A 26,087-nucleotide genomic window follows, 5' to 3' on the forward strand; every position below is an offset into this window, starting at 1 on the left:
TTGCTGCCTCCGCTTGAATTGGTTCATGAAGCGCCGGTGACCATCCCGACCACTTCCGCATCCCTGCCTCCCGGCCTCTATATCGTGGCCACCCCGATTGGCAATCTTGGCGACATCACCTTGCGGGCAAAGGATGTTCTGTCTGCCGCAAGCCTGATTGCCTGCGAGGATACGCGCGTCACCGGAAAGCTGCTGAAACTGCTGGGCCTGTCGGGCCGAATGGTGCGGCATGACGATCACGCTTCGGATGCCGACCGCGCGCGAATCGTCGAGGCGGCGCTGGCCGCGCCAGTGGCTTTGGTCAGCGATGCCGGGATGCCGCTGATTTCCGATCCGGGATACCGCCTTGTCCGCGCCGCGCGGGATGCGGGCGTGGCGGTGACGGTTATACCCGGCGCGAACGCCCCGCTGACCGCGCTGGCCCTATCAGGTTTGCCGAGCGACCGGTTCCTGTTCGCCGGTTTCCTGCCACCAAAGGAAAACGCGCGCGCGGCGGTGCTGGCCGAACTGGCCCCGCTGCGCGCCACGCTGATCTTCTTCGAAACCGCGCCGCGCCTTGCCAGATCGCTCAGCGCCATTGCGGAGACGATGCCGGGTCGCGAAGTGGCCGTCGCGCGCGAACTCACCAAGCTGCACGAGGAATGCCGCACCGGTTCGGCGGAACAATTGCTGGCGCATTACACACAATGCCCGCCGCGCGGCGAAATTGTGCTGATGATCGGCCCTCCGGTGGATCAGCCAGCAGATCAGTTTGACGCCGATAGCCTCCTCCTCGCGGCGCTGGCCGATGCCAAGCCCAGCCACGCGGCGGGGCAGGTGGCCAGGGCGACCGGGCTGGATCGCCGCACACTCTATGCCCGCGCGTTGGAATTGCAGCGCAAATGAAGCGCCAGAAGGCCGAAGCGCGCGGTCGGCAGGGGGAGCAACAGGCCGCAGAATGGCTGAGGTTGCAGGGATGGGAAATCCTTGCCAGCCGGGTCAAGACCAGGCTGGGTGAGATCGACCTTGTTGCCCGCCGCGCCGGTGTGGTGGCGTTTGTCGAAGTCAAATGGCGCAGCAAGCCCGCCGACCTCGACCTTGCCATAGATGACCACCGCCTGCGCCGCGTCGCCGCCGCGGCCGAAGCAGTGGCGCATGAATACGCCGCGCAAGGCGAAGATATCCGCATTGACGTGATCCTGCTTGCGCCCGGCATCAACCCTCGCCACATCACCAATGCCTGGCAGCCATAGGAAGCCCCATGAGTTTACGCATCGCCGTTCAGATGGACCCGCTGGAAAGCATCAATATCGCAGGTGATTCCAGCTTTGCGCTGATGCTGGGTGCGCAGGCGCGCGGGCATGAGGTGTGGCATTACGATGTTGCCAGCATCACCTATGACAGCGGACGGCTGACCGCATGGGCCGCACCGGTGACGGTGCAGCGCGTGGCGGGCGATCATTTCAACGCCGGCGAACGGCGCCGGATCGACCTTGCGACAGATATCGACATCATCCTGATGCGGCAGGATCCGCCGTTTCACCTCGGCTATATCAGCGCGGCGCTGCTGCTCGACCGGCTGAAAGGCACCACGCTGGTGTCGAACGACCCGCGCGAGGTGATCAACGCGCCGGAAAAGATGTTCGTGCTCGATTACGCGCGCTTCATGCCGCCCACGCTGGTCGCGCGCAATCTGGATGATGTGCGCGATTTCCACGCCCGCCACGGGGCGGTGGTGGTGAAGCCGCTGCACGGCAATGGCGGCAAGGCGATCTTCAAGGTCGATGCCGATGGCACCAATCTGTCCGCCCTGTTCGAGGTGTTCAACCAGACCTGGCCCGAACCCCACATGGTGCAGCCCTTCATCCCCGAAGTGGCGCTGGGCGACAAAAGGATCGTGCTGGTGGACGGGGAGTTTGCGGGCGCCATCAACCGTCGACCGGGCGAGGGGGAGTTCCGCAGCAATCTGGCGCAGGGCGGCTATGCCGAAGCCAGCACGCTGACCGAGACCGAGGAGGAAATCTGCGCGGCAATGGGCCCGGAACTGAAACGACGCGGCCTCGTTTTTGTCGGCATAGACGTGATCGGCGGCAAGTGGCTCACCGAAATAAATGTAACCAGCCCGACAGGTATCGTCGCAATAGACCAGTTCAACGGCACCGACACGCCCGCCCGCATATGGGATGCATTGGAACGCCGCCACGCCGCCATGTGACCCATTGAGCCTGTCCCAAACCGGTGTGACTTTCGCATGGATCAATTCATCATCGATGCCATCGACAAGGGGGGCTATCTCGGCATCTTCCTGCTGATGATGCTGGAAAATGTCGTGCCGCCCGTGCCGTCCGAAGTCATCATGGGCGTGGGCGGGGTGCTGGTTTCGCGCGGCAGCATGGATTTCTGGCCGCTGCTGCTGATCGGGACATTGGGCACCACGGCGGGCAATTACTTCTGGTATTGGCTGGGTGACAAATGGGGCTTTGCCCGGCTCGAACCTTTCGTGGATCGCTGGGGCCGCTGGCTGACGGTGGACTGGAAACACATCGTCGCGGCGCAGCTGTTCTTCGTGAAGCACGGGCACTGGGTGGTGTTTTTCCTGCGCTTCTCGCCCTTTCTGCGCACGATCATCTCACTGCCGGCCGGCCTGTCGCATATGCCGAAGGGCAAGTTTCTTGCCTTTACCTTTGCCGGGTCGCTGATCTGGAACGCGCTGCTGATCAAGGGCGGGGAGTGGTTGGGGCGTTACCTGCAGGAATCGCAGGATATGCTCGCCTGGATCATCATCGGCCTCGTGGGGCTGGCGGTGATCGGGTATGTCTGGCGGGTGCTGACCTGGCACGGCCGCGATCCCGACAGGAAGCGGGACGAATAGCGCTTAATCCTGTTCGCGCGGGTGCGCGTTGCGGTAGGTGTCGAGCAGCGTCGCCGCATCGACCTTGGTGTAGATCTGCGTTGAACCCAGGCTGGCATGGCCCAGCAATTCCTGAAGGGAACGCAAATCCGCCCCCGCACCCAGCAGATGCGTGGCAAAGGAATGGCGCAGCGCGTGCGGCGTGGCGCTGGCCGGAAGGCCCAGCACGGCGCGCGCCTGCGCCATCGCCTTCTGCACCATGCCGGGTGACAATTGCCCGCCCTTCGCACCGCGAAACAGCGGCGTTTGTCCGGCAAGCGGCCAGGGGCATTGCCGGGTGTAATCCTCCACCGCGGCACGCACCACGGGGATCAGCGGCACGACGCGCTGCTTCCCGCCCTTGCCGGTGATGGTGATGCGCTCGCCCAGCGGCAGATCGGCCGCAGTGAGCGACAGCGCCTCGGCAATGCGCATACCGGCGCCATACATCAGCAGCAGCACCGCCCGGTCGCGCGCGCCGATCCAGTCTTCGGCCGCGTTCGCCTGCACCAGATCGGCCACGTTCACCGCATCGTCCGGAGTGACGGGGCGGGGCAGGCCTTTCTTCACGCGCGGCCCGCGCAGGCGCGGCGGGGCGGCATCGGCGATTCCCGCCTTGCTGCGCGCAAAGGCCAGGAAGGCTTTCAGCGCCGACAATTCGCGCGCAGCGGAGACATTGCCGATCCCCTCGGCGCGGCGCCGCGCCATATGCAGACGCAAAGCAGGCGCGTCGATCCGGGCAAGACGGGCCCAATCGGCCGCATTCTGGCTGGCGAGCAGGCGGGAAGCGGCAGCAAGATAGGCGCGCACCGTATGCGGCGATCGGCGGCGGCCCTGCGTCAATTCGGCCTGCCAGGTCTCCAGCACATCCGCTGCGCTCATGCCGCCACCAGCCCATCGGCCACCAGACGCGGCAGGATCGCGTCGAGCACCGGCATCCCAGCAGTCGTGACGCCAAGACGGGGCGGCGCAGCCCAGGCAAGGCCCAATTCCACCAGTTCCGTCAGCGCGGCCCGGTTGACGAGGCGATCGGGCGACAGGGCAAAACGGGCGGACAGCGCGGCAAGGTCAATCCCCTCGGCCAGCCGCAGCCCCATCAACAGCGCTTCGGCGGCCTGTTCGGGCAAGGGGATGGCGTGTTCGATCTGACAACCCGAACCGCGCTCCTCCACCGCCGCCAGCCAGTTCTCGGGCTTTTTGTGCCGCTGCGTTGCCAAACCGCCGCGCCGCCCATGCGCGCCGGGGCCGATGCCGAGATAATCCTGATAGCGCCAATAGGTCAGATTGTGCCGGCTTTCCTCACCCGGCCTTGCGTGATTGCTCACTTCGTATGCGGGAAGGCCAGCGGATGCGGTCACATCCTGCGTCAGCGCAAACAAGTCGGCCGCCGCCTCATCATCCAGCGGCATGAAATCGCCGCGCCGCACCATGGTTTCAAACCGCGTGCCGGGTTCGATCGTCAATTGGTAAAGCGAGAGGTGCGTGGTGCCCATCGCCAGCGCGCGCGACAGGTCTGCCTGCCACTGCGCGGGCGTTTGCCCCGGCAGGGCATAGATCAGGTCGAAGGACGCCCGCGCAAAATGCTTTTGAGCCACTTCAAGCGCGTTTAGCCCCTCCTGGGCATCGTGCAGGCGGCCCAGAAAATGCAGCGCTTCGTCATGCAGCGATTGCAGGCCAAGCGAAGCGCGGTTGACCCCGGCACTTGCCAACGCGGCATAATTGGCGGCTTCGACGGAGGATGGATTGCCTTCCAGCGTGATCTCGATTCCATCGGCAAAGCCCCACAGGCGCTCTGCCTCCGCCAGCAGCGCCTCGACAAGCTGAGGGGGCATCAGCGAAGGCGTGCCGCCGCCAAAGAATATGGATTCCAACGGGCTGTGCGCCGCAACTTCCGCTTCTGCCCGCATATCCGCGATCAGCGCGGCCTGCCAGCGCGCCACGTCCACCTGATCGCGGACATGGCTGTTGAAGTCGCAATAGGGGCATTTTTGCAGGCAGAAGGGCCAATGGATGTAAAGCGCGCGGGCCATAGGGGCGACCTTACGCGCCGAACTGGTCTTTCACCAGCTTGGCAAAGGCATCGGCGCGGTGGCTGATCGCGTGTTTCTCCTCCGGGTTCATCTCGGCAAAGGTGCGCGTGTCGCCGTTCAGCACGAAAACCGGATCATAGCCAAAGCCAAGCGTCCCGCGCGGGGGCCAGGTCAGCGTGCCATCCACCCGCCCTTCATAGACCACGCTCTCACCCTCGGGCCAGGCGATGGCGAGCACGCAGGAAAACCATGCGTCGCGCGGAGTATCGGCCCCCCGCGCTTGCAGCATCCCTTCGACCTTGCCCATTGCCATGTACCAGTCGCGGCCCGCTTCCCCTTCGAACCATTGCCGCTCGGCCCAGTCGGCGGTGTAGACGCCGGGCCGCCCGCCCAGCGCCGCCACCGACAAGCCGCTGTCATCCGCCAGCGCCGGGAGGCCCGATGCCTCCGCCGCCGCGCGCGCCTTGATCAGCGCATTTTCGACAAAGGTCGTTCCCGTTTCCGCAGGTTCGGGCAGGCCGAGCGACCCGGCCGACAGGCATTCAAGGCCATAGGGCGCCAGCAGAGCGCCGATTTCCTTCAGCTTGCCCGCATTATGCGTGGCGATGACCAACCTGCCGCCGCCCAGTTTGCGCATCACTTCGTCGCCTTGTCCTGTGCGGCAAAGATGCGGTCGGCTCCTATCCGGGCCAGACGCAGCAGGCGCAGCAGGCCTTCCTCGTCATAGGTTGCGCCTTCGGCAGTGGCTTGCACTTCAGCAATCTGGCCGCCTTCGATCAGCACGAAATTGGCATCAGCATCCGCGTTCGAATCTTCGATGTAATCCAGATCCAGAACCGGCGTGCCCTGATAGATGCCGCAAGAGATTGCGGCGATCTTGGCGGTCAGCGGATCGTCCTTGATGGCGCCTGCTTCCATCAGCTTGTTCACCGCCAGGCGCAGCGCCACCCATGCGCCCGAAATGCTGGCCGTGCGCGTGCCGCCATCGGCCTGCAGCACATCGCAATCGAGCGTGATCTGCCGCTCGCCCAGCTTTTCCAGATCGGTTACCGCGCGCAAGGAACGGCCGATAAGGCGCTGGATTTCCTGCGTGCGTCCGCTCTGCTTGCCCTTTGCCGCCTCACGGCTGCCACGGGTGTGGGTGGCGCGGGGCAGCATGGAATATTCGCCCGTCACCCAGCCCGAACCCTTGCCGCGCAGGAAGGGCGGCACCTTTTCCTCCACGCTGGCAGTGCACAGCACGCGGGTTTCGCCAAAGCTGATGAGGCAACTGCCTTCGGCGTGCTTGGTGAAGCCGGTTTCGATGGTGATGGCGCGCATTTCGTCTGCGGCGCGGCCGGAAGGGCGCATCAAGTGTTCTCCTGGGAAACGCGATATTGCGTGAGACGCCCTAGCGACTAGATATGGCTCTGTCATGGTTTCTCCGCCGATCACCGAACTGACCGCGCGTGCCCGCGAGATTTTCCGCCTTGTGGTGGAAGATTATCTGGCGAGCGGGCATCCTGTCGGATCAAAAGCACTCGCGCAGCGCGGCGCCATCGGCTTGTCTCCCGCCTCGATCCGGTCGGTGCTCAACGATCTGGAGCAACTGGGCCTGCTGGCCGCGCCGCATACCAGCGCCGGCCGTGTGCCTACGGAAAGCGGCCTCAGGCTGTTTGTCGATGGCGTGATGCAGGTGGCCCAGCCGACCGCGCAGGAACGCAGCCTGATCGAGGCGCAGCTGGCATCCCCCAATGCCCATCTGGGCCCCATCGAACAGGCTCTGGAAATGACCAGCGCGATCCTATCCGATCTTTCGGGTGCCGCCGGCATGGTGATGGTGCCACGGCGCGAATTGCGCGTGGCGCAGATCAACATCGTGCCGTTGGATACAGGCCGTGCGTTGGTCGTGCTGGTCGGCGAAGACGGCCATGTCGAGAATCGCCTGCTCGATCTCGCGCCCGGCATCGGGCAGGCGGCGCTGCAGCAGGCCAGCAATTACATGAATGCGCGGCTTGCCGGGCGCACCTTGCGCGAAGCGGTGGCAGCGGTGCAGGACGAAATCCGTTCCGGCGCGACAGCACTTGACGAGGTCAGCCGCGATCTGGTGGAGCGCGGGCTGGTGACATGGAGCGAGGATGCTGCCCGCCGCCGCGTGCTGATCGTGCGCGGGCAGGCCAATCTGCTGGACGAAAGCGCGCTTTCCGATATCGAGCGGGTGCGCAGCCTGATCGACGACCTTGAAAACAAGCAGACGATTGCCGATTTGCTGGACAGCGCGCGCGAGGCGGAATCGACCCGCATCTTTATCGGCGCGGAAAACCGGTTGTTTGCGCTTTCGGGTTCGGCGGTTATTGCCGCCCCTTACCGCGACCGAGAGGGAAGGGTGGTTGGCGTGCTGGGCGTGATCGGGCCGACGCGCCTGAATTACGCACGCGTCGTTCCCATGGTGGATTTCACGGCCCGTTCGCTGGAGCGGACATTGGGCAAGAGAATTGGTTGAGACATGAGCAATAGCGAAAACACGATCGACAACGGGCAGGACAAGATCGGCGAGGAAGTGGCGCGGGAATTGGAGGGGGTGCCCGAAACCTTTTGCGATTCGGGCGATGACGGTGCGGATGGCGATGCCTCTGCGCGGATCGCTGCGATGGAAGCCGAGCTGGAGGAGTTGAAGCAGCAGGTTCTCTATGCCCGCGCCGAAACGCAGAATGTGCGCCGCCGTCTGGAAAAGGATATTGCCGATGCGCGCGCCTATGCCGCCACCGGCTTTGCGCGCGATATCCTGTCGGTTTCGGACAATCTCGCTCGTGCGCTGGATGCCATTCCGGCCGATCTGCGCGGGGATGAAAAGCTGGCGGGGATCATAGCGGGGATCGAGGCGACCCAGCGCGAACTGGACAAGGTGTTTGGCCAGCACGGCATCAGCCGGATCGCGGCGATGGGCTTGCCGCTCGATCCCAACCAGCATCAGGCCATGATCGAAGTTCCCCATGCCGAGGCCGAGCCGGGCACGGTGGTGAGCGAGATGCAGAGCGGCTACATGATCAAGGACCGCCTGCTGCGCCCCGCTTTGGTGGCGGTGGCAAAGAAGCCGGAATGAGGTCAAGGGCCGCCTGCGCATCACGGCAGGCGGCCTGCACCTTTCTTATTGGCTGCCGACTTCCGAAATGGCGAGCATTGCCTGCGCACTTCCGCCGCCATAGGAGCCAACCCAGATTTCGTAACGACCGCTTTGCGGGCTGTTGAATCGAACCGAAGGATTGGTGCCTTCACCGCTGTCATCGTCGCAATACCAGCGGCCATCGGGCGCGTTGATCACCAGCGTGGTGTCGGAGTTCGAATTGACCGAGATGATCAGCGGCAGGCTGCCAGCGGAATAGCTCAGCCGCACATCGGGCGCATTGCTGATCGATCCGGCGCAGCCGCTGCCGACATCCGAAGCCGACAGCGATCCGCCCGAAGTGACCGAAACCGTGCGCGGATCGGGTGTGAAGCCGGCCGAGAGGTTGAGCGTGCCGAAGTTCGGCGTGGCCGAAACATCCTGGGCAGCGGTGGGGACGGCAAAAACGCCAAGGGCCGGCACGAGGGCGGCCGCAATCAGGAAACGCATTAAGTTTAGCCTTTCAGATGATGCGGACAATTACCCCTGTCCTGCGCCGGGGATACGATATTGCGGCGTAGTGTTACTGGCTGGAGACTTCCGAAATGGCGACATCGGCCTGCACATTCTCCCCGCTGCGATACGATCCCACCCAGATCGCATAGCGGCCCGATTGCGGGGAATTGAAACGGACCATCGCGTTCAAGCCCGATTCGCCGCCATCATCATCGCAATACCATCGGCCGTCCGGCGCATGGACGACCAGCGTCGTGTCGCCGCTCGACCGGGTCGAGATGATGAGCGGGAACGATCCGCTGGTGTAATGCAGGCGCACATCCGGCGCGTTGGCGATATATCCGGCGCAACGGGACGAAACAGACCCGTTGGCCGAGATGCTGCCGCCCGATGTCACCCCGAAGAACTGCGGATCGGGGGTGAAGCCAGCGCTCAATTCCACTTTGTGGTAGACCGGCACGGCGGCGGTGTCCTGCGCCATTACCGGTGTCCCGGCAATCAGCATCGCCGCGCAAGCGGTCACCGAAGCTGACAGAAATCTCGCCTTGTCCATCATTTCCCCCGACATTCCCCGATCGGCTGCATCCGATCTGCCTTGCTCCGCACACTCTTGCAACAGCTTCTTGCATCAGGCGTGCGGCTGCAAATCAGGCGGTGGCCTGCCCAGCCGTTGCGACAGGTTTGAACGGAAGGATGGAGAGGTATTGCGCCAGTGGCGGCGCGCCCGCGATCACCGCGCCCTGTCCAATCATGAAGGCGTGCTGCACGATCATCGCTTGCTGTTCGATGCCGTATTGCTCCAGCTTCCAGCCGGGCTTCAGGCTGTAATCATAGCGGCACCACGGGTGACGGTTCAGCAGCAGGAACCATTCCCCACGCGACTGCACCTGCCAGATATGCACCATTTCGTGGATGAAGAGCGCCTTGCGCCCCAGCGAGGCGAGCGCGAAATCATCGCAATAGGCGCTCGCTTCGGGGTGGAAATGCAGATGGCCGCGGGGCGCCATTGCCACCTTGCGCGGTTGAAACGGAAACCATTTGCGCCGCCGTATGGTGACGCGTGTGTAATCGATCGCGTCACCAAACACCGAACGGGCGAGCGCGATCTCGCTTGGCAAGAGGGCGCGCTCTCCCCCTGCGGGGCAAGGGGAGAGTTCCTGTGATGCGATCAGTTTGCTGCCCCCGTGTCACCCGGTGCCAGCAGGCGGGCAGGGAAGGTAACCTTGTCGCCCCGCACGAAAGAAAGCGTCACCTCGACCTCGCCGCCCGGTTCCAGCCCTTCCGGAAGGCCGAAAACCATCACGTGCTTGCCGCCCGGTTCGAACACCACGCTCTCGCCCGCCGGCACGGCAACTTGCAGCAATTCCTGCATATCGACCTGGCCGCTCCATTCACTGGTTTCGTGGAACATCGCGTTTTCGGCACCCTGCACGCTGACCGCGCGCAGCATCTTGTCTTCCGCCGAATCGTTGGTGATGGTGAAATAGACAGCGGATGGATTACCGGCGGCGGCGGGCAGGTTCATCCGGCCATCCGTCACGGTGATGCCTTCAGGCGCTTCGGGCGCGGCCTCGACCGGCGCTTCGCTTTCGCTGCTGCAGGCAGCCAGCCCCATGACCAGCGCAATGCCGCCAAGTGACGCAATAAAAGCCTTCCTCATCCCCTGTTCCTCCCTGTGTGGAAAATTCCAGTGCTTACAGCGCCCTGTCTATGCGTTGATTGCCCCGCTGCCAAGCGTTGACGGGTGCATTCACCGGCATCCCTTGTCGGCTTCAAAAGCGCTCCTATATCGCCTGCGAACAATGCGTTCTTTGTGAGCTGCCAAGCGGCCCTGCCATGGGATGGGGGGCCAAGGGTGCAGCGTCTGATATGAAGGAAGAGTGGGGAACCCATGAGTAAAGTTATCGGTATCGACCTTGGCACCACCAATTCGTGCGTGGCCGTGATGGATGGCGGCAAGCCGAAGGTCATCGAAAATTCCGAAGGTGCGCGCACCACGCCGTCGATCGTCGCCTTTACCAAGGATGGCGAACGCCTGGTCGGCCAGCCGGCAAAGCGGCAGGCCGTAACCAATGGCGACAACACGATCTTTGCGGTGAAGCGCCTGATCGGCCGCCGCTTTGATGACCCGGTGACCAAGAAGGACACCGAGCTGGTTCCCTATTCCATCGTGAAGGGCAAGAACGGCGATGCATGGGTCAAGGCAGGCGGTGAAGAGTATTCGCCCAGCCAGATTTCCGCCTTCATCCTGCAAAAGATGAAGGAAACCGCCGAAAGCTATCTGGGCGAGAAGGTCACGCAGGCGGTCATTACCGTGCCCGCCTATTTCAACGACGCCCAGCGTCAGGCCACCAAGGATGCAGGCCAGATTGCCGGCCTGGAAGTGCTGCGCATCATCAACGAGCCGACTGCGGCCGCGCTTGCCTATGGTCTCGACAAGGACGATGGCAAGACCATCGCCGTTTACGACCTTGGCGGCGGCACGTTCGACGTCTCGATCCTCGAAATCGGTGACGGCGTGTTCGAGGTGAAGTCGACCAATGGCGACACCTTCCTTGGCGGTGAAGACTTTGACACGGCCGTGGTCGAATACCTCGCCGATGCCTTCAAGAAGAAGGAAGGCATGGATCTGCGCAGCGACAAACTGGCTCTTCAGCGGCTGAAGGAAGCCGCGGAAAAGGCCAAGATCGAGCTGTCGAGCGCGCAGACGACCGAAGTCAACCTGCCCTTCATCACCGCGCGCATGGAAGGCGGCAGCACCACGCCGCTGCACCTTGTCGAAACGATCACCCGTTCCGACCTTGAAAAGATGGTCGCCAAGCTGATCGAGCGCACCAAGGAGCCGATGAAGAAGGCGCTGGCCGATGCCGGCCTGACCGCTGCCGATATCGATGAAGTCGTGCTGGTGGGCGGGATGACCCGTATGCCCAAGGTGCGCGAGGCGGTGAAGGAATTCTTCGGCAAGGAACCGCACACCGGCGTGAACCCGGATGAAGTCGTCGCCATGGGCGCGGCCATTCAGGCGGGCGTGTTGCAGGGCGATGTGAAGGATGTGCTGCTGCTCGACGTGACCCCGCTGTCGCTGGGGATCGAGACGCTGGGCGGCGTGTTCACCCGCATGATCGATCGCAACACCACGATCCCGACCAAGAAGAGCCAGGTCTATTCGACGGCGGATGACAACCAGCAGGCGGTGACGATCCGCGTGTTCCAGGGCGAACGCGAAATGGCGGCGGACAACAAGCTGCTCGGCCAGTTCGACCTTGTCGGAATCCCTCCCGCGCCGCGCGGCGTGCCGCAGATCGAGGTTACCTTCGACATCGACGCCAACGGCATCGTCAATGTGTCTGCCAAGGACAAGGGCACCGGCAAGGAACAGCAGATCCGCATCCAGGCATCGGGCGGCCTGTCCGATTCCGATATCGAACAGATGGTCAAGGACGCGGAAAGGTTCGCGGAGGAAGACAAGAAGCGCCGTGCTGCTGCCGAAGCCCGCAACCAGGCGGATTCGATGGTGCACACCACCGAAAAGCAGCTGGCTGAGAACGGCGACAAGGTGGACGCCGAGACCAGGGCGTCGGTCGAAGCGGCCATTGCCGATGTGAAGGCGGCGCTGGAAGGCAACGATGCCGATGCCATCACCGCCAAGGCGCAGGCGCTTACCGAAGTGGCGATGAAAATGGGCCAGCAGATCTATGAAAAGGATCAGGCTGCCGCCCAGGCTGGCGCTGCTCCGTCCGGTGAGGCCAAGTCGGATGACGACGTGGTCGATGCCGAATTCTCGGAAGTCGACGAAGACAACAAGGCCTGATCGCCTGATGACAAACCTGCCCGCCACCGGCACCGGCCTTTATCCGGTTCCGGTGGCGGAACGGTCTTGAGGGGGTCTGATGTCCGCGACCGAAATCGATTTCTACAAATTGCTCGAAGTCTCCCGCGATGCCGACGGGGACACGATCAAGCGCGCCTATCGCAAGCTGGCGATGCGCTGGCACCCGGACAAGAATCCGGGCGATGCCGAGGCGGAGGCGCGCTTCAAGGCGATCAGTGTCGCCTATGACTGCCTGAAAGACCCGCAAAAGCGCGCGGCTTATGACCGGTACGGCCACGATGCCTTCACCAATGGCATGGGCGGGGGCGGGGGCGGGAGCGGCGGCCCCCATGCCGATTTCGGCGATCTGGGCGATATTTTCGAGACGATCTTCGGCAGCGCGTTCGGCGGCGGGGGGCGCTCGCGTCCTCGGCGCGGGGCTGATCTGCGTTACGACATGGAAGTGGGGCTGGAGGACGCCTTTACCGGGCGCACCACCACCATCGAGGTCGAAGTTGCCGCGCATTGCGACACCTGTGCGGGCAGCGGGGCCGCGCCGGGAACGGGACGCCAGCGCTGCGGCACGTGCCACGGCCACGGCAAGGTGCGCGCGCAACAGGGCCTGTTCGTCATCGAACGGCCGTGCCCTGCGTGCCTTGGACGGGGCGAAGTCCTGGAGAAAGCCTGCCCCGATTGCCGGGGCGAGGGGCGCGTGGACAAGGTGCAGCGCCTCGATGTCGAGATTCCGCCGGGGGTGGACAACGGCACACGCATCCGCCTTGCCGGGCGGGGCGAGGCGGGGCCGGGAGGCGCGCCTGCGGGCGATCTCTACATCTTCATCCATGTGCGCGCGCATCCGGTGTTCAGCCGCGAAGGCACATCGCTGTTCACCCGTATGCCGATCAGCTTCACCACCGCTGCATTGGGCGGCAGCGTGGACATACCCGGTATCGACGGGGAAACCCATACGATCGAAATTCCCCCCGGCATCCAGTCGGGCAAGCAGTTGCGCAAGCGCGGCGCAGGGATGCCCGTGCTGCAAGGGCGCGGACGCGGGGATCTGGTGGTGGAAGTCATGGTGGAAACGCCCACCCGCCTCACCGCGCGCCAGCGTGAATTGCTGTGCGAATTCCGCGAATTGGAAACGGGCGAGGAATGCCCCGAAAGCCGCGGCTTTTTCGACCGGCTGAAGGACGCTTTTTCAGGCTGATCACCCGGTCGCGGCGTCCATTGCCTCCACTTCACGGCGCAAGCCTGCTATCAGGGCGGCATCGGCTTTCAGGCGCGGCTCCTCCTCGTCCAGAATGGCGAGAAAGGCCGCGCGTTTCAGCGCAAGGCACTGCGTCCCCGCTGCAGCGCCCGGTGGCAAGGTAGAGCACACAAGGTCGATCATCCGCTCGGCCCCGTGCAGGCGGCCCCAGAGGTAATCGTTCTCGCGATAGGCGCGGCTGAAGAAGGCGCCGAAATTGTAGAACTCCACCCCGCGCAAGCTTGCCGCCGCACCGCCAGCCCGGATCGAGGGCGCGTCGTCCGGCGATATCCGGTCAACCTTGACCGGATCGAATTCGGTCAAGCCCTCGTTGCGCAGCAGGGGCAGGGTGGCAATGTCGTAAAAGGGAAAGCCGAGATAGGCGAGGAGCATTCGCCGCCTGAGACTGCGCGGCATGGCGGCCAGCCCTTCGGCCAAGATCAATTCGGCCTGCGCGTCGAGGCGCGGCAGGTCGCAGCGCGCTGCCATCCGCGCCAGGACGTCGCCGGGTTCTTTCAGCGCCAGACGCGCCCATCCGGCACCGCCTTCGGCATTTGCCAGCCGTGTCTCACATTCGAAATAGGGTGCCAGCGCGCGATAGACCGTGTCGCGCGCCGTCTCCCGCTCCGCTTCGGTCGTGTCGGGATCGTTTTCCCACTCGCGCGACAGGCGCCGCGCCAGCAGGCGCAGCCGGCGGATACGGAAACCGATATCGTGATGGCGGAAAAACGTGATCGCGGCTTCGCTGGCGCCGCCCGACGGGGCAGCCAGATTGCCCAGATCAGCATCCCGGCAGGCAGAGCGCAACGCGCCGGCAATTTCCTGCACATCCACCGGATCGCCCGCATCTGAGCTTGCGGCGAGCTTCTGCGCCAGATTGTCGATGATCCCGGCAAACTTCGCCTGCGCATAGGCATGAAAGGCAAAGCCTGCCTGCTCGGCTGCGGTCTGCTGTGCCTTTTGCCGCCAATTGGCAAGGCGGCGCGGCGTGGGGCTATCAAGGAAAAAGGTGCGCCCGAACAACTGGTCAACCGCGCGTTCGACATCGGGGCGCAGCGTTTCGACGATCTGGCCCAGAGCAACCGCCTTTCGTGAAAGGAGTGCGATCTGTTCCAGATTGTCCCGGATCGGCTGTTCGCGCGGGATGGCGCTGATGGAACCGAAGATGGCGCGGAAGAAACCGACCTCCTGACCGGACGGGCCGACAATCTTTCGTCGGTCGGGGGTGGGGTCGATATAGACAAAGCGCCGGTCGACCTCGCGCTGCGCCGGGCGGTCATGCAACACGCCCAGGGCTTCGGAGAAAGGCGCGTTCACCAGCACCGACCCGTCGATCAGCGACACGCCTTCCAGATCGCCATTCCGGGCGTGCACCGGCATGACCCGCTGCAGGAAAGCGGCCCGTTCGGGCCATTCCCATCCGCGCCGCGCGGCCAAGGCATCGATCTCAGCGATCCTGAGCGGCGGGAACGCGCCGGGAAAGCTGGCGGTGGAACGCGCCGCCAGCGTCAGTTCGAGCAGATTGGCAAGCGGATACCCCGCCTCTGCCGGAACACGCGCGCGAAAGCCGATGGGCAGACGATGCTCGCTTTCCTCGACAATTGGCGGGCTGTTGAGGCGCAGACTTTGCAGATGCCCGTGAAAATCGGTGGCGGTCACGAACAGGTCAATGGGGTGGCCGGGAGGCAGCAGGGGCGCGCCGCCTGGCGCCTCCTGCATCGCCTGCAAGGCATCGGCGAGCAGGCCCGAAAAGCCGATTCCGGAGAAGGGCGGCTGAAACCAGCGGCTGCGCACGAAGCGGGCCAGTTTGCGGCGCACCTCGGCGCGCATTTCAGGCGCCACGCTTTCGGCCACCACATTGCCGGGGCGGCGCAGCAGCATTTCCACCACCGGCGGCGCCCAGAACTTGGCCACCCATGTCCACAATTGCGCTTCGGGATCGAGCAACCGATCCACATCGGCGGTATCCAGCCACAGATCGGTCAGCGGGTCGAGCGATTGCCCCGAATGGACGGCCTGCGCGAGGAATACCGCATTTATCCCGCCCGCACTGGCCCCGGTCAGGATGTCGGGCAATACGCGCAGGCGCAGGCCATGCGCCTGTTCCAGTTGTTCCAGGAGAGCGCGGTAAACACTCTCCGATCCCGCCGCAGATGCCGTCCCCGCGTGAAAATCGCGGCTTGCGCGGGCCAGCTTCCAGATCTCCTTCGTGACGCCATGCATATAAACCGCCAGGCTGATGCCGCCATAGCAGATGAGCGCGATGCGGAGTTCCTTCTGGCGCATGGCCGATGTTGTGGCCGCTCTGCCGGGTGAATGCAATCGCCCCGAAGATCGCGCGAAAGGCAATTGCGTTCCACCTATGTTCCGGTTAGGCAGAGTCATGGCCAAGCCCAAACGCCGATATGTCTGCACCGAATGCGGTGGCATTACCTTCCGCTGGCAAGGGCAATGTCCCGATTGTTCGGAATGGAACACGCTGGAGGAAGAGGCACCCGAAACGGCATTTTCCGCCAGGCATAATCTGGGCAGCGGCGGGCGGCGTATTGCGTTCGAAGCCCTGGATGCTCCCATCAGGCCCTTGGCTCGCCGGACAACCGGCCTTGCCGAATTCGACCGGGCGCTGGGCGGCGGAATCGTGCCGGGCAGCGCCATCCTGATGGGGGGTGAACCGGGGATTGGCAAATCCACGCTGCTCTTGCAGGCGGCTGCTGCAATTGCCCGATCGGGGCAAGATGTCGTCTATGTCAGCGGAGAGGAAGCGACCGCGCAAGTTCGCCTTCGTGCAGGGCGGTTGGGGCTGGCCGATGCGCCCTTGCGCCTCGCTTCGGCCTCATCGGTTCGCGATATACTCACCACGCTGGGCGATGGCGCGCCACCCGCTTTGCTGGTGATCGATTCGATCCAGACGATGCATTCCGACATGATCGAAGGCGCGCCGGGCACGGTCAGCCAGGTGCGCGCCTCGGCGTTCGAACTGATCCGTTATGCCAAGGAATGTGGCACAGCGCTCGTGCTGGTGGGCCATGTCACCAAGGATGGCAGCATTGCGGGCCCGCGCGTGCTCGAACACATGGTCGATGTGGTGATGAGCTTTGAAGGTGAGCGCAGCCACCAATTCCGTATTTTGCGCGCACTGAAGAACCGGTTTGGCGCGGTCGATGAAATTGGCGTGTTCGCGATGGAGGGTGCGGGCCTTGCCGAAGTGCCCAACCCTTCGATGCTGTTCCTCTCCGGGCGGGAAGTGCCGCTGGCGGGCAGCGCGGTATTCCCCGCGCTCGAAGGCACGCGGCCCGTTCTGGTCGAGATCCAGGCCCTGATCGTGCGGCTGCAATCGGGCGCCACGCCGCGCCGCGCGGTGGTGGGTTGGGACAGCGGGCGTCTTGCCATGCTGCTCGCCGTGCTCGAATCGCGCTGCGGCCTCAATTTCTCCTCGGCCGAAGTCTATCTGAATGTGGCCGGGGGATACCGCCTGTCCGATCCGGCAGCCGATTTGGCGGTGGCCGCTGCGCTGGTGTCCGCGCTGGCGGACAAGCCGTTGCCCATGCGCGGCATCTGGTTCGGCGAGGTCTCGCTGGCGGGCGAAGTTCGTCCGGTTTCGCACGCCGGTCTGCGGGTCAAGGAAGCAGCCAAGCTGGGCTTTGACCGTGCCTGCGGGCCGGTGCAGGAAGGCGAGGGGCTGGGCAAGCTGCGCTACAAGGGAATTGCCGGCCTGCCGGGCCTCGTTGACCAGGTGATGGCAAACGCCTAGTTTCAGGGCACCATGAACGCATTCGACATCATCGTGCTGCTGGTGGTTGGCGCGGCTGCTGTCGGCGGCTTCATGCGCGGGTTCGTGCAGGAAATCCTGTCGCTCGCCGGTTGGCTTCTGGCAGTGTTCGCCGTGCGTTTCCTGCATATCGATCTGTCGGCCTTTTTCCTTGATCTCACCGGCGCGCCGGTCGCATCCGCGCTGCTTGGGTTCGTGCTGCTGCTGATGGTTCCCTATGCCGTGATGCGGCTGATTGCCGCGCGGGCGGGGGCCTCTTCGCGCCAATCGCTGCTGGGGCCGATCGACCGGGTTCTGGGGTTCGGCTTCGGCGCGGTGAAGGGCACGATCATTGCCGTTTTCGCCTTTTCGATCGTGGCGCTGGGCTATGACACAAGGTGGGGGGAAGCCGGACGCCCTGAATGGATGAGCGTGGCGCGCACCTATCCCTTCATCAACGCCAGTTCGCAGGAAATGGTGCGCCTGATCGCGGAGCGCCGGGCGGTTCTGATGGATGAAGGCGAAAGCGGGCCGGCATGAGCGTTGCGCGTCTCTACACGCCCGAACTGCTGGCGCTGACGGTGGAATTGGCCGGCTGTCCCCCGGTGGAAAACCTTCCGTTGCGGGGCCATGCACGCTCGGTCACGTGCGGCAGCACACTCGATATCGATCTGGCGGTGGATGATGCGGGGCGGATCGCAACCCTGGGCCTGCGCGTGCGCGCCTGCGCCGTGGGGCAGGCGAGCGCGGCAATCTTTGCACGCCATGCCAAGGGCTGCGACCTGCCGGCCATTACCGGTGCGCATGACCGGATCGAAGGCTGGCTGGACGGCGAAGCGCCCATTGCCGACTGGCCCGATCTGGCGCTGATCGCCGCCGCGCGCGAGTTTCCGGGGCGGCACGGTGCCATATTGCTGCCGTGGAAGGCCGCGCTGGATGCTCTTTCCAGCGGGCTTTCGGCAGGCTAGTTCCCTCCCGCTTGGGAAACGGGGATTTCAGGAATGGCCAATACCGGGGAAATGGGCGCGCGCGAGCCTTCGGCAAGGGAAGTGCGGCTGGTGATAGCGGCATCGTCTGCCGGCACCGTGTTCGAATGGTACGATTTCTTCATTTACGGCACGCTGGCGGTGTTCATCAGTCAGGCGTTCTTCCCTTCCGGGAACGAGACGTTGTCGCTTCTGCTCACCTGGGCCGGCTTTGCCGTGGGCTTCGGCTTTCGTCCGCTGGGGGCGATCCTGTTTGGCTATCTGGGTGACCGGCTGGGCCGCAAATATACCTTCCTTGTCACCGTCACGCTCATGGGCGTCGCCACCGCGGGCGTAGGCTTTGTTCCCAGTGCCGAGAGCATCGGCCTTGCCGCGCCGATCATCGTGCTGCTGCTGCGCATCGCGCAGGGCCTTGCCCTGGGCGGCGAATATGGTGGGGCCGCCATTTACGTGGCGGAACATTCCCCGCCCGAAAAACGCGGCTTTTTCACCAGCTTCATCCAGGCAAGTGTGATCGGCGGCTTTGTGCTCAGCCTGCTGGTGGTGCTGGCCTGCCGCTTCATCATCCCTCAAGACGCTTTCCGCGAATGGGGCTGGCGCGTGCCGTTCCTGCTGTCGATCGCACTGCTGGGCATATCGTTGTGGATGCGGCTGAAGCTGTCGGAAAGCCCGGTTTTCATGGCGATGAAAGCGGAAGGGCAGACATCGAAGAACCCCTTCATCGAAAGCTTCACCTATCCGCGCAACAAAAGGCGCATCTTCATCGCCATGTTCGGCGTGGCCTGCGGCCTGACGATCATCTTTTACACCGCGCTGTTTTCCGCGCTCTCCTTCCTCAAGGGGCCGATGCGCGTGGATGACACCACGGCCGAACTGCTGGTGGGCTTCGGCTCGCTGATTTCCTGCGCGTTCTTCATCTATTTCGGCCGCCTTTCGGACAAGGTCGGGCGCAAGAAGCCGATCGTCTGGGGCTATGCGGTCACGCTGGTGCTGTTGTTCCCGGCCTTTTGGGGGCTTGCGGCGCTGGCAAATCCGCAATTGGCCGAGAGCGCGCGCAACGCGCCGGTGGTGATTACCGGGCCGGCCTGCGATTACGATCCCTTTGCCTCCAGCCAGACGGGGGCCTGTGCGCAATTGCTGGCGGATATGACCGCGATCGGCATCCCCTATCAGGTCGAGCCGGGGGCGACCTTGCGGATGACGACGGGCACCTCGACCTTCGACCTGGACGCAGCGGGCGCAGCCGGGCCGGAACGGCGCGCGGTAATTACCGCGTGGCTGGCAACGCACGGCTACAACCTGGAAAAGCAGGTGCCAGCGCCGCTCAATCTGTTGGGCATCATGGTCATTCTGGTGGGGCTGGGCGCCCTGTCAGGCGCGACCTTCGGGCCAGTTGCCGCGCTGCTTTCCGAGATGTTCCCGCCGCGCATCCGCTATTCCTCGTTGTCGATCCCCTACCATATCGGCACCGGCTATTTCGGCGGGTTCCTGCCGCTGATCGCCGGATATATCGTGGCGCGCACGGGCGATATCTTCGCGGGGCTCTGGTATACTTTCGTGCTGCTGATCGTGGCGCTGCTGGTGGCGCTGTGGGGTCTGCCCGGCGGGCCACCGCGCGATTTTGCCGACGAAATCGCCTGACGTGGACACAGCGCCCCCTCCGGCCACGCTGCGGCTGCGGATTGACCGGCAGGCGCTCGCCGCGAACTGGCGCGCGCTTGACCGGCTGTCGGGCCAAGCCCGTGCCGGCGCAGCGGTGAAGGCCGATTGTTACGGCGTCGGCATAATCCACGCGCTGCCGGCCCTGCTGGATGCAGGGGCGCGGGATTTCTTTGTCGCGCATTGGAGCGAAGTTGCCGATGTGCTTGCCCACGTGCCCGGCGCGCAGATTTCGGTGCTGCACGGTGTCACCAATGCGGCGGAAGCGGCCTATGCGCGTGCCACCGGGGTGCGGCCCGTCATCAATTCGCTGCAACAGGCGGCGATCTGGCGCGATGCGGGCGGCGGCCTGTGCGACCTGATGGTGGACACCGGGATCAACCGGCTGGGCGTGTCTCTGGCTGAACTGGGCGATCCTCTGGTGATGCAGCTTGCGGTGCACACCCTACTCTCGCACCTCGCATCGGCGGACGAGGACAGCGCGCTCAATGCGGTGCAACTGGAGCGGACGCGACAGGCGGCGGCTGTCGTTGCACATCAGCGTCTGAGCCTCGCCAACAGCGCAGGCATTGCCCTTGGCGCAGACTATGCGTTCGACCTCACGCGGCCCGGCCTTGCCCTGTATGGCGGCATTGCGCGGGGCGAGCTGGCAGGCCACATCCGGCAGGTCGTCTTTCCGCAAGCCATGGTCATCCAGCGGCGCCGAATCGGCGCGGGTGAAAGCGTGGGCTACAACGCGACCTTCACCGCCGCAGACGCTATGGAAACCGCCACCGTGTCGATTGGCTATGCCGACGGGTTCCTGCGTTGCCGCGGTACGGGGGCTGCATTGCAGCATTGTGGGCACAATCTGCCAGTCCGGGGCCGCGTATCAATGGATATGGTAGTGGTCGATTGCACTGCCCATACCGCATTAAGTGTCGGAGACTTTGTAGATATTCCGTTCGACTTGCCGAATGTGGCGCAGTCATGCGGCCTGTCGCAATACGAATTGCTGACAAGCCTGGGCAGGCGGTTTTCCCGCATTTCCTGATACGCTCCATTGCCAATGCAATGTTGCAAGTGCTAACAAGGTATGTCGCTATTCGGGGAGTGCGTCGCAAATGAACTCCACCACCAAGGCGGGATCGGATCCCGTCATTATCAAGAAGTACGCCAACAGGCGGCTCTACAACACGCAATCGTCCAGTTACATCACGCTTGATGACCTTGCCCGCATGACGCGCGACGGGGTGGATTTCGTTGTGCTCGACGCCAAGACCGGCGGCGATATCACCCACGCAATCCTGACCCAGATCATCATGGAAGAGGAAGCGAATGGAGAGCAGATGCTGCCCGTCAGCTTCCTGCGCAATCTGATCGCGATGTATGGCAATTCGATGCAGTCGCTCATGCCGCATTACCTCGAAGCCACGATGGACAATTTCCAGGCCAACCAGGCGCGGCTGCAGGAAGCGTTCAAATCCAGTTTGTCGCCCGATGGCTTTGCGCGCCTTGCAGAAACGAACATGGCGATGTTCCAGGCGGCGGCTGAGGCGTTTATGCCCCGCGGCGTGGGCAAACCTGCCCCGCCCAAGACCGGCCCGCAGGCCAGCAACGATACCGATGAGCTGGCTGAACTGCGTGCGCAGATGAAGGCCATGCAGGACAAGCTGGACAAGCTCGGCGGCTGACCCGCCGCTGAGGCCCGCTTCTTTCGGCTGAAAATTGCCTCTCGACTTGGCGCGGCTTGCCCGCCAAGGGAGGGGCCGTTTTGCCATTCCAGCAGGATTTTGCCCAACCATGTCCGCCATCCGCCACGCTTTGACCACCAAGCGCGAAGACGATTTTGCCGCCTGGTATCAGGAGGTCATTTCCGCCGCCGACTTGGCCGAGGAATCGGGCGTGCGTGGCTGCATGGTCATCAAGCCGTGGGGCTATGGCATCTGGGAACGCATCCAGCGCCTGATGGATGACCGCATCAAGGCAGCAGGCGTGCAAAACTGCTATTTCCCCATCTTCATCCCGCTCGGCAATTTTACCCGCGAGGCAGAGCACGTCGAAGGCTTTGCCAAGGAAATGGCGGTGGTCACGCATCACCGCCTTATCGCGGATGGCAAAGGCGGGCTGATTCCCGATCCCGAAGCCAGGCTGGAGGAGCCGCTGGTTGTGCGCCCCACCAGCGAAACGATTATCGGTGATGCGATGGCGCGCTGGATCCAGAGCTGGCGCGACCTGCCGCTGCTCACCAACCAGTGGGCCAATGTGGTGCGCTGGGAAATGCGCACGCGGATGTTCCTGCGCACCAGCGAGTTCCTCTGGCAGGAAGGGCATACCGCGCACGCCACGCGCGAAGATGCGCTGGCTGAAACACACCGCGCGCTGGAAATGTACCGCGCCTGTGCCGAGGAGGATCTGGCGCTGCCGGTAATCGCGGGCGAAAAGCCGGAAAACGAGCGTTTCCCCGGCGCGGTCGAAACCTGGAGCATCGAGGCGATGATGCAGGACGGCAAGGCGCTGCAAGCGGGCACCAGCCATTACCTCGGCACCAATTTCGCCCATGCCGCCGGCATCCAGTATCAGGATAAGGAAGGCGGCCAGCAATATTGCCACACCACCAGCTGGGGCGTGTCGACCCGGCTGATCGGCGGGATCATCATGGTGCATGGCGATGATGACGGGCTGCGCGTGCCGCCGGCAATCGCGCCGCACCAGATCGTGATTATTCCCATGCTGCGCGAGGCGCCCGAGGATGCGGCGCTGCTGGCCTATTGCGATGAATTGAAGCAGATGCTGCTGCGCGAAACAGCGTTGGGCGAGAAGCTGCGCGTGCTGCTGGACAGCACGCCGGGCAAGGCGGCGGCCAAGCGGTGGGACTGGGTGCGCAAGGGCGCGCCCATCATCGTCGAAGTCGGCCCGCGCGACATGGCGGATGGCAAGGTTGCGGTGTTGCAGCGCGTTTCCTTGTGGAATGTGGAAAATGGCAAGCCCGCATTCCAGTTCCTCGGCCGCGAAGACTTCGCCGGGCAAGCAGGCCAGATGCTCGAATACACGCAGCAAGCGCTCTACAACGAAGCGCGCGAACGGCGCGATGCGAACATCACCCGCGGCATCACCAGCATGGATGTGGTGGCTGACCACTTTGCCGACGGTGTCAAATATCCGGGCTGGGTGGAAGTGCAGTGGAGCAAGCCCACCGGCGCGGCGCTCGACAAGGTGGTGGAGCAGTTGAAGGCTTTGAAGCTCACCATCCGCAACGTGCCGCTGGGCGGCGCGCCGGCAGATGGCGCGTGTATCTTCACCGGGGACGCGGCGGTCGAACGGATATTCCTTGCCCGCGCTTACTGATAGGGTGCGGGCATGAACCGCTCCCAGCCCCGCAAGCACCCGCCAGGCCTGCCCAGCCGCGAGGACATCCTCGCCTTCATCCGCGATGCTGATGGCCCGGTGGGCAAGCGCGAGATCGCCAAGCATTTCCGCTTGTCCGCGCAGGACAAGATCGGGCTGAAGGCGCTGCTGAAGGACATGGCCGAGGAAGGCCTGATCGACGGCAAACGCAGCGCCTTTCACCGCATGGGCGGCGTGCCCAAGGTAACCGTGCTGCGCATTGTCGAGATTGACGAAGGCGAACCGGTGGCCATTCCGGCCAGCTGGCAGCCTGATGATGCCACCCCGCCGCCCCGCCTTCGAGTGATCGAGAAGAAGAAGCAGGCGGCGCTGCGCGTGGGCGACCGTATTCTTGCTCGCACCGAGGAAGCGGGCAGCGGATTTATCGCGCATCCGATGAAAAAGCTGCCTTCGGAAGAAGGCGCGGTGCTGGGCGTGATCGAACTGGACGGCACGGGCAAACCGTGGCTTGCACCCGTGGACAAGCGCATCCGCAATTCCTCCCCCGTATCCGATCTGGGCGGGGCGGAGGAAGGGCAATTGGTGCTGGCCGAACCTGCAGGGCGCGGCCCGCGCGCCGGGGTCAAGGTGATCGAAGTGCTGGGCGATCCGCTCGCCCCGCGCAGTTACAGCCTGATCGCGATCCACAAATACGGCATCCCCTTCCATTTCTCCGAAAAGGTGCTGAACGAGGCCAAGGAGGCTTCACGCCTGCCCATCGGCACCGAAAAGCGCGAAGATCTGACGCAGGTGCCCATCCTCGCCATCGACCCTGCCGATGCGCGCGACCATGACGACGCCATCTGGGCCGAGCCTGACGGCGAAGGCGGCTTCCGCGCCATCGTGGCCATCGCTGATGTGTCCTATTATGTCCGCCCCGGCGGCGCGCTGGACCGCGAGGCGCGAAAGCGCGGCAATTCGGTTTATTTCCCTGACCGGGTGGTGCCGATGCTGCCCGAAGTGCTTTCGGCCGATGCCTGTTCGCTCAAACAGGATCAGCCGCGCGCCGCGATGGTGTGCCACTTCCACATTTCCGACACCGGGCAGATCAGCGACTGGCGCTTTACCCGCGCGCTGGTGCGCATTGCTGAAAATGTGGCGTATGAAGACGCGCAGGCGCGGATTGATGACGGCACGGCGAGCGAGCCGCTGGCCCATCTGTTCGCCGCATGGAAACTGCTCGCCGCCGCCCGTGCCGCGCGCGATCCGCTGGAACTGGAAATCCCCGAACGCCGCGTCACGCTGGATGAACAGGGCCGCGTCACCGGCATCGCCATCCGCGAACGGCTCGACGCGCACCGCGTGGTGGAGGATTTCATGATCGCAGCCAATGTCGCCGCTGCCCGTGCGCTTGAGGCGAAGGTCATGCCGGTCGTTTACCGCATCCATGAACCGCCCACGCGCGAGAAGCTGGTGGCGCTGCGCGATTACTTCGATTCCATCGGCAAGAAGCTGGCGCTGGGGCAGGTCATCACGCCGGGCCTGTTCAACCGCATGATAAAGGACATTGCCGACCCGGCCGAAAAGGCCCTGGTTATGGAAGCGGTGCTGCGCAGCCAGACGCAGGCCTATTACGGGCCGCGCAATGCGGGGCATTTCGGGCTGGCGCTGGGGTCCTATGCCCATTTCACCTCGCCCATCCGCCGCTATTCCGACCTGTTGGTGCACAGGGCTCTGGTAGATGCCTACCACCTCGAACAGCCGCGCGCGAAGGATCTGGATGTGCCGGCGGGCACCGGGCTTTCCGATCACGACCGCGAGGATCTGACGCGCATCACCGATGCGATCAGTCTGACCGAACGCCGCGCAATGGAGGCCGAGCGCGACACGATCGACCGCTATGTCGCGGCCTGGCTTTCGGGCCGTGTGGGCGAGGTGTTCACCACGCGCATCACCGGCGTGCAGAAGTTCGGCTTTTTCGCCACCATAGTCGGATTGGGCGGGGATGGCCTTGTGCCGGTATCGGCGCTGGGCCGCGAATATTTCCGCCATGACGAAGGCGCGCAGGCTTTGGTGGGCGAGGATACGGGCCAGCGCTACACCGTGGGCGATCTGGTGGAGTTGAAGCTGGCCGAAGCCAATCCGCTGACGGGCGCGCTGAAGTTCGAGCCGGTGGATGCCGATGGTCAGCCTATCGAGCCGCGCGGCGCGAGGCCGGAACGCAAGCCCCGTGGCGGGCCGCGCAAGGGGCCGCAAAAGGGCAGGGCAGGAAAGCATATTCTGGGTCAGCGTGGCCGCCCCGCAAATATCCGCCATCAAGGGCGGGGGAAGCGCAAATAGGCGTCAGCTGAGCCGATCGATTTCCGCGTCGCTCAAACCGCCGGGAACGATGAACACGGGGCAGGGCATGGAGCCCGCACTGGCAGTGAAGTGCGTGACCAGCGGGCCAGAAGGGCCCTCGGCAGCAGCGCCCAGCACCAGAGCGGCGACTTCGGGATGTTCGCGCAGATATTCGGTCACCACCGCCTTGCTCTCGCCCACGCGCACCGCGATCTGCGGCATCTTGCCGCTTTCGTGGAGCAGCTCTCCCGCCGCGCCATTCGCCAGCACTTCGGCCCGGTCACGCGCTTCCTGCTCGATCGTTTCCTGTATCGCGCCGAATGCGCTGAACTGCTGCTTGGGAACCAGAGCCAGCAGATGCACCGTCCCGCCCGTTTTGGCCGCACGCCGCGCGGCAAAACGCAAGGCAACATGGGCCTCCTCGGTCTCGTCAATGATGACCAGATAGACGCGCATCCAAAATCTCCCCTGTGCCGGGGGAATATCCGCGC

The 26,087-nt window shown here is 64.1% G+C and carries 26 protein-coding genes; 16 read left to right on the forward strand and 10 right to left on the reverse strand.

The window, feature by feature from the left end; all coding sequences use genetic code 11:
* Positions 1-36: 36 nt before the first annotated feature.
* Genes rsmI through WFP44_RS03635 form a run of 4 tightly spaced genes read left to right on the forward strand, consistent with a single transcriptional unit; the run spans position 37 to position 2,851 of the window.
* Positions 37-885: a 16S rRNA (cytidine(1402)-2'-O)-methyltransferase gene (rsmI, locus tag WFP44_RS03620; protein WP_336924986.1), complete on the forward strand. Its 849-nt coding sequence runs from the start codon at positions 37-39 to the stop codon at positions 883-885.
* A complete protein-coding gene (locus WFP44_RS03625) occupies positions 882-1,232 on the forward strand; it encodes a YraN family protein (RefSeq protein ID WP_336924987.1) in 351 nt (116 codons plus the stop codon). Before rsmI ends, WFP44_RS03625 begins: the two co-directional genes overlap by 4 nt.
* Before the next feature lie 8 nt (positions 1,233-1,240).
* The gene (gshB, locus tag WFP44_RS03630; RefSeq protein WP_336924988.1) at positions 1,241-2,194 is read left to right on the forward strand and encodes a glutathione synthase; all 954 of its coding nucleotides are present in this window, start codon (positions 1,241-1,243) and stop codon (positions 2,192-2,194) included.
* Between the two features lie 36 nt (positions 2,195-2,230).
* Positions 2,231-2,851 carry a DedA family protein gene (locus WFP44_RS03635; protein WP_336924989.1) on the forward strand — a complete coding sequence of 207 codons (621 nt, stop codon included), beginning with the start codon at positions 2,231-2,233 and terminating at the stop codon, positions 2,849-2,851.
* A 3-nt stretch (positions 2,852-2,854) separates the two neighbouring features.
* On the opposite strand, the gene WFP44_RS03640 is transcribed toward WFP44_RS03635, so the two are convergent.
* The 4 genes from WFP44_RS03640 to rph are packed head-to-tail and all read right to left on the reverse strand — an operon-like array spanning position 2,855 to position 6,249.
* Positions 2,855-3,751 (reverse strand): tyrosine recombinase XerC, encoded by an 897-nt coding sequence (locus tag WFP44_RS03640; protein WP_336924990.1) that lies wholly within the window; start codon positions 3,749-3,751, stop codon positions 2,855-2,857.
* On the reverse strand, positions 3,748-4,899 hold the full coding sequence (gene hemW / locus WFP44_RS03645) for a radical SAM family heme chaperone HemW (RefSeq protein ID WP_336924991.1): 1,152 nt from the start codon (positions 4,897-4,899) through the stop codon (positions 3,748-3,750). Before hemW ends, WFP44_RS03640 begins: the two co-directional genes overlap by 4 nt.
* 10 nt (positions 4,900-4,909) lie before the next feature.
* Positions 4,910-5,536, reverse strand: coding sequence for an RdgB/HAM1 family non-canonical purine NTP pyrophosphatase (rdgB, locus tag WFP44_RS03650; protein ID WP_377922566.1), 627 nt, complete (start codon positions 5,534-5,536; stop codon positions 4,910-4,912).
* Positions 5,536-6,249 carry a ribonuclease PH gene (gene rph, locus WFP44_RS03655; RefSeq protein WP_336924993.1) on the reverse strand — a complete coding sequence of 238 codons (714 nt, stop codon included), beginning with the start codon at positions 6,247-6,249 and terminating at the stop codon, positions 5,536-5,538. The genes rdgB and rph overlap by 1 nt, the downstream gene beginning before the upstream one ends.
* Before the next feature lie 64 nt (positions 6,250-6,313).
* Here rph and hrcA point away from each other — a divergent pair, with 64 nt between their 5' ends.
* Complete coding sequence (hrcA, locus tag WFP44_RS03660; protein ID WP_336924994.1) at positions 6,314-7,381, forward strand: heat-inducible transcriptional repressor HrcA; 1,068 nt, start codon at positions 6,314-6,316, stop codon at positions 7,379-7,381.
* Between the two features lie 3 nt (positions 7,382-7,384).
* On the forward strand, positions 7,385-7,981 hold the full coding sequence (locus WFP44_RS03665; RefSeq protein ID WP_336924995.1) for a nucleotide exchange factor GrpE: 597 nt from the start codon (positions 7,385-7,387) through the stop codon (positions 7,979-7,981).
* Between the two features lie 45 nt (positions 7,982-8,026).
* Here WFP44_RS03665 and WFP44_RS03670 read toward each other — a convergent pair whose 3' ends face one another.
* The 4 genes from WFP44_RS03670 to WFP44_RS03685 form a co-directional block, all read right to left on the reverse strand.
* Positions 8,027-8,491, reverse strand: coding sequence for a hypothetical protein (locus WFP44_RS03670; RefSeq protein WP_336924996.1), 465 nt, complete (start codon positions 8,489-8,491; stop codon positions 8,027-8,029).
* Between the two features lie 73 nt (positions 8,492-8,564).
* A complete protein-coding gene (locus WFP44_RS03675; protein WP_336924997.1) occupies positions 8,565-9,053 on the reverse strand; it encodes a hypothetical protein in 489 nt (162 codons plus the stop codon).
* Between the two features lie 91 nt (positions 9,054-9,144).
* The gene (locus WFP44_RS03680; protein WP_336924998.1) at positions 9,145-9,615 is read right to left on the reverse strand and encodes a vgr related protein; all 471 of its coding nucleotides are present in this window, start codon (positions 9,613-9,615) and stop codon (positions 9,145-9,147) included.
* A gap of 50 nt (positions 9,616-9,665) precedes the next feature.
* Positions 9,666-10,157 carry a copper chaperone PCu(A)C gene (locus WFP44_RS03685; RefSeq protein ID WP_336924999.1) on the reverse strand — a complete coding sequence of 164 codons (492 nt, stop codon included), beginning with the start codon at positions 10,155-10,157 and terminating at the stop codon, positions 9,666-9,668.
* A 231-nt stretch (positions 10,158-10,388) separates the two neighbouring features.
* On the opposite strand from WFP44_RS03685, the gene dnaK reads away from it, so the two are divergent.
* A complete protein-coding gene (dnaK, locus tag WFP44_RS03690) occupies positions 10,389-12,308 on the forward strand; it encodes a molecular chaperone DnaK (protein WP_336925000.1) in 1,920 nt (639 codons plus the stop codon).
* 79 nt (positions 12,309-12,387) lie between these two features.
* Positions 12,388-13,518: a molecular chaperone DnaJ gene (dnaJ, locus tag WFP44_RS03695; RefSeq protein WP_336925001.1), complete on the forward strand. Its 1,131-nt coding sequence runs from the start codon at positions 12,388-12,390 to the stop codon at positions 13,516-13,518.
* Here dnaJ and WFP44_RS03700 read toward each other — a convergent pair whose 3' ends face one another.
* Positions 13,519-15,843 carry a patatin-like protein gene (locus WFP44_RS03700; protein WP_336925002.1) on the reverse strand — a complete coding sequence of 775 codons (2,325 nt, stop codon included), beginning with the start codon at positions 15,841-15,843 and terminating at the stop codon, positions 13,519-13,521.
* Between the two features lie 97 nt (positions 15,844-15,940).
* Here WFP44_RS03700 and radA point away from each other — a divergent pair, with 97 nt between their 5' ends.
* The 8 genes from radA (at position 15,941) to WFP44_RS03740 (ending at position 25,596) form a co-directional block, all read left to right on the forward strand.
* A complete protein-coding gene (radA, locus tag WFP44_RS03705) occupies positions 15,941-17,308 on the forward strand; it encodes a DNA repair protein RadA (RefSeq protein ID WP_336925003.1) in 1,368 nt (455 codons plus the stop codon).
* 12 nt (positions 17,309-17,320) lie between these two features.
* Positions 17,321-17,845 carry a CvpA family protein gene (locus WFP44_RS03710; protein ID WP_336925004.1) on the forward strand — a complete coding sequence of 175 codons (525 nt, stop codon included), beginning with the start codon at positions 17,321-17,323 and terminating at the stop codon, positions 17,843-17,845.
* Positions 17,842-18,273 (forward strand): iron-sulfur cluster assembly scaffold protein, encoded by a 432-nt coding sequence (locus tag WFP44_RS03715; protein WP_336925005.1) that lies wholly within the window; start codon positions 17,842-17,844, stop codon positions 18,271-18,273. The genes WFP44_RS03710 and WFP44_RS03715 overlap by 4 nt, the downstream gene beginning before the upstream one ends.
* Before the next feature lie 33 nt (positions 18,274-18,306).
* Positions 18,307-19,932 (forward strand): MFS transporter, encoded by a 1,626-nt coding sequence (locus tag WFP44_RS03720; protein ID WP_336925006.1) that lies wholly within the window; start codon positions 18,307-18,309, stop codon positions 19,930-19,932.
* 1 nt (position 19,933) lies between these two features.
* A complete protein-coding gene (locus WFP44_RS03725) occupies positions 19,934-20,983 on the forward strand; it encodes an alanine racemase (protein ID WP_336925007.1) in 1,050 nt (349 codons plus the stop codon).
* Between the two features lie 70 nt (positions 20,984-21,053).
* Positions 21,054-21,623 carry a polyhydroxyalkanoate synthesis repressor PhaR gene (gene phaR / locus WFP44_RS03730; RefSeq protein ID WP_336925008.1) on the forward strand — a complete coding sequence of 190 codons (570 nt, stop codon included), beginning with the start codon at positions 21,054-21,056 and terminating at the stop codon, positions 21,621-21,623.
* Positions 21,624-21,732: 109 nt separating this feature from the next.
* Complete coding sequence (locus WFP44_RS03735; RefSeq protein ID WP_336925009.1) at positions 21,733-23,277, forward strand: aminoacyl--tRNA ligase-related protein; 1,545 nt, start codon at positions 21,733-21,735, stop codon at positions 23,275-23,277.
* 12 nt (positions 23,278-23,289) lie between these two features.
* Entirely contained in the window at positions 23,290-25,596 is a 2,307-nt protein-coding gene (locus WFP44_RS03740; protein ID WP_336925010.1) for a ribonuclease R family protein, read from the forward strand.
* Positions 25,597-25,599: 3 nt separating this feature from the next.
* Here the strand turns inward: WFP44_RS03740 and WFP44_RS03745 are convergent, their stop codons facing one another.
* Positions 25,600-26,052: a universal stress protein gene (locus WFP44_RS03745; protein WP_336925011.1), complete on the reverse strand. Its 453-nt coding sequence runs from the start codon at positions 26,050-26,052 to the stop codon at positions 25,600-25,602.
* Positions 26,053-26,087 lie beyond the last annotated feature (35 nt).

Source organism: Alteraurantiacibacter palmitatis, from assembly GCF_037154115.1.
Classification (GTDB): Bacteria; Pseudomonadota; Alphaproteobacteria; order Sphingomonadales; family Sphingomonadaceae; genus Alteraurantiacibacter; species Alteraurantiacibacter palmitatis.

What these genes read in the sequence shown, in the direction of transcription:
- WFP44_RS03625 (WP_336924987.1), top strand. Translation starts at nt 882, where the DNA reads ATGAAGCGCCAGAAGGCCGAAGCGCGCGGTCGGCAGGGGGAGCAACAG.
- WFP44_RS03735 (WP_336925009.1), top strand. Translation starts at nt 21,733, where the DNA reads ATGTCCGCCATCCGCCACGCTTTGACCACCAAGCGCGAAGACGATTTT.
- WFP44_RS03745 (WP_336925011.1), bottom strand. Translation starts at nt 26,052, where the DNA reads ATGCGCGTCTATCTGGTCATCATTGACGAGACCGAGGAGGCCCATGTT.
- hrcA (WP_336924994.1), top strand. Translation starts at nt 6,314, where the DNA reads ATGGTTTCTCCGCCGATCACCGAACTGACCGCGCGTGCCCGCGAGATT.
- WFP44_RS03720 (WP_336925006.1), top strand. Translation starts at nt 18,307, where the DNA reads ATGGCCAATACCGGGGAAATGGGCGCGCGCGAGCCTTCGGCAAGGGAA.
- WFP44_RS03665 (WP_336924995.1), top strand. Translation starts at nt 7,385, where the DNA reads ATGAGCAATAGCGAAAACACGATCGACAACGGGCAGGACAAGATCGGC.
- gshB (WP_336924988.1), top strand. Translation starts at nt 1,241, where the DNA reads ATGAGTTTACGCATCGCCGTTCAGATGGACCCGCTGGAAAGCATCAAT.
- rph (WP_336924993.1), bottom strand. Translation starts at nt 6,249, where the DNA reads ATGCGCCCTTCCGGCCGCGCCGCAGACGAAATGCGCGCCATCACCATC.
- phaR (WP_336925008.1), top strand. Translation starts at nt 21,054, where the DNA reads ATGAACTCCACCACCAAGGCGGGATCGGATCCCGTCATTATCAAGAAG.
- WFP44_RS03710 (WP_336925004.1), top strand. Translation starts at nt 17,321, where the DNA reads ATGAACGCATTCGACATCATCGTGCTGCTGGTGGTTGGCGCGGCTGCT.
- WFP44_RS03640 (WP_336924990.1), bottom strand. Translation starts at nt 3,751, where the DNA reads ATGAGCGCAGCGGATGTGCTGGAGACCTGGCAGGCCGAATTGACGCAG.
- dnaJ (WP_336925001.1), top strand. Translation starts at nt 12,388, where the DNA reads ATGTCCGCGACCGAAATCGATTTCTACAAATTGCTCGAAGTCTCCCGC.
- WFP44_RS03675 (WP_336924997.1), bottom strand. Translation starts at nt 9,053, where the DNA reads ATGATGGACAAGGCGAGATTTCTGTCAGCTTCGGTGACCGCTTGCGCG.
- WFP44_RS03635 (WP_336924989.1), top strand. Translation starts at nt 2,231, where the DNA reads ATGGATCAATTCATCATCGATGCCATCGACAAGGGGGGCTATCTCGGC.
- WFP44_RS03715 (WP_336925005.1), top strand. Translation starts at nt 17,842, where the DNA reads ATGAGCGTTGCGCGTCTCTACACGCCCGAACTGCTGGCGCTGACGGTG.
- WFP44_RS03670 (WP_336924996.1), bottom strand. Translation starts at nt 8,491, where the DNA reads ATGCGTTTCCTGATTGCGGCCGCCCTCGTGCCGGCCCTTGGCGTTTTT.
- hemW (WP_336924991.1), bottom strand. Translation starts at nt 4,899, where the DNA reads ATGGCCCGCGCGCTTTACATCCATTGGCCCTTCTGCCTGCAAAAATGC.
- WFP44_RS03685 (WP_336924999.1), bottom strand. Translation starts at nt 10,157, where the DNA reads ATGAGGAAGGCTTTTATTGCGTCACTTGGCGGCATTGCGCTGGTCATG.
- dnaK (WP_336925000.1), top strand. Translation starts at nt 10,389, where the DNA reads ATGAGTAAAGTTATCGGTATCGACCTTGGCACCACCAATTCGTGCGTG.
- WFP44_RS03700 (WP_336925002.1), bottom strand. Translation starts at nt 15,843, where the DNA reads ATGCGCCAGAAGGAACTCCGCATCGCGCTCATCTGCTATGGCGGCATC.
- radA (WP_336925003.1), top strand. Translation starts at nt 15,941, where the DNA reads ATGGCCAAGCCCAAACGCCGATATGTCTGCACCGAATGCGGTGGCATT.
- rdgB (WP_377922566.1), bottom strand. Translation starts at nt 5,536, where the DNA reads ATGCGCAAACTGGGCGGCGGCAGGTTGGTCATCGCCACGCATAATGCG.
- WFP44_RS03740 (WP_336925010.1), top strand. Translation starts at nt 23,290, where the DNA reads ATGAACCGCTCCCAGCCCCGCAAGCACCCGCCAGGCCTGCCCAGCCGC.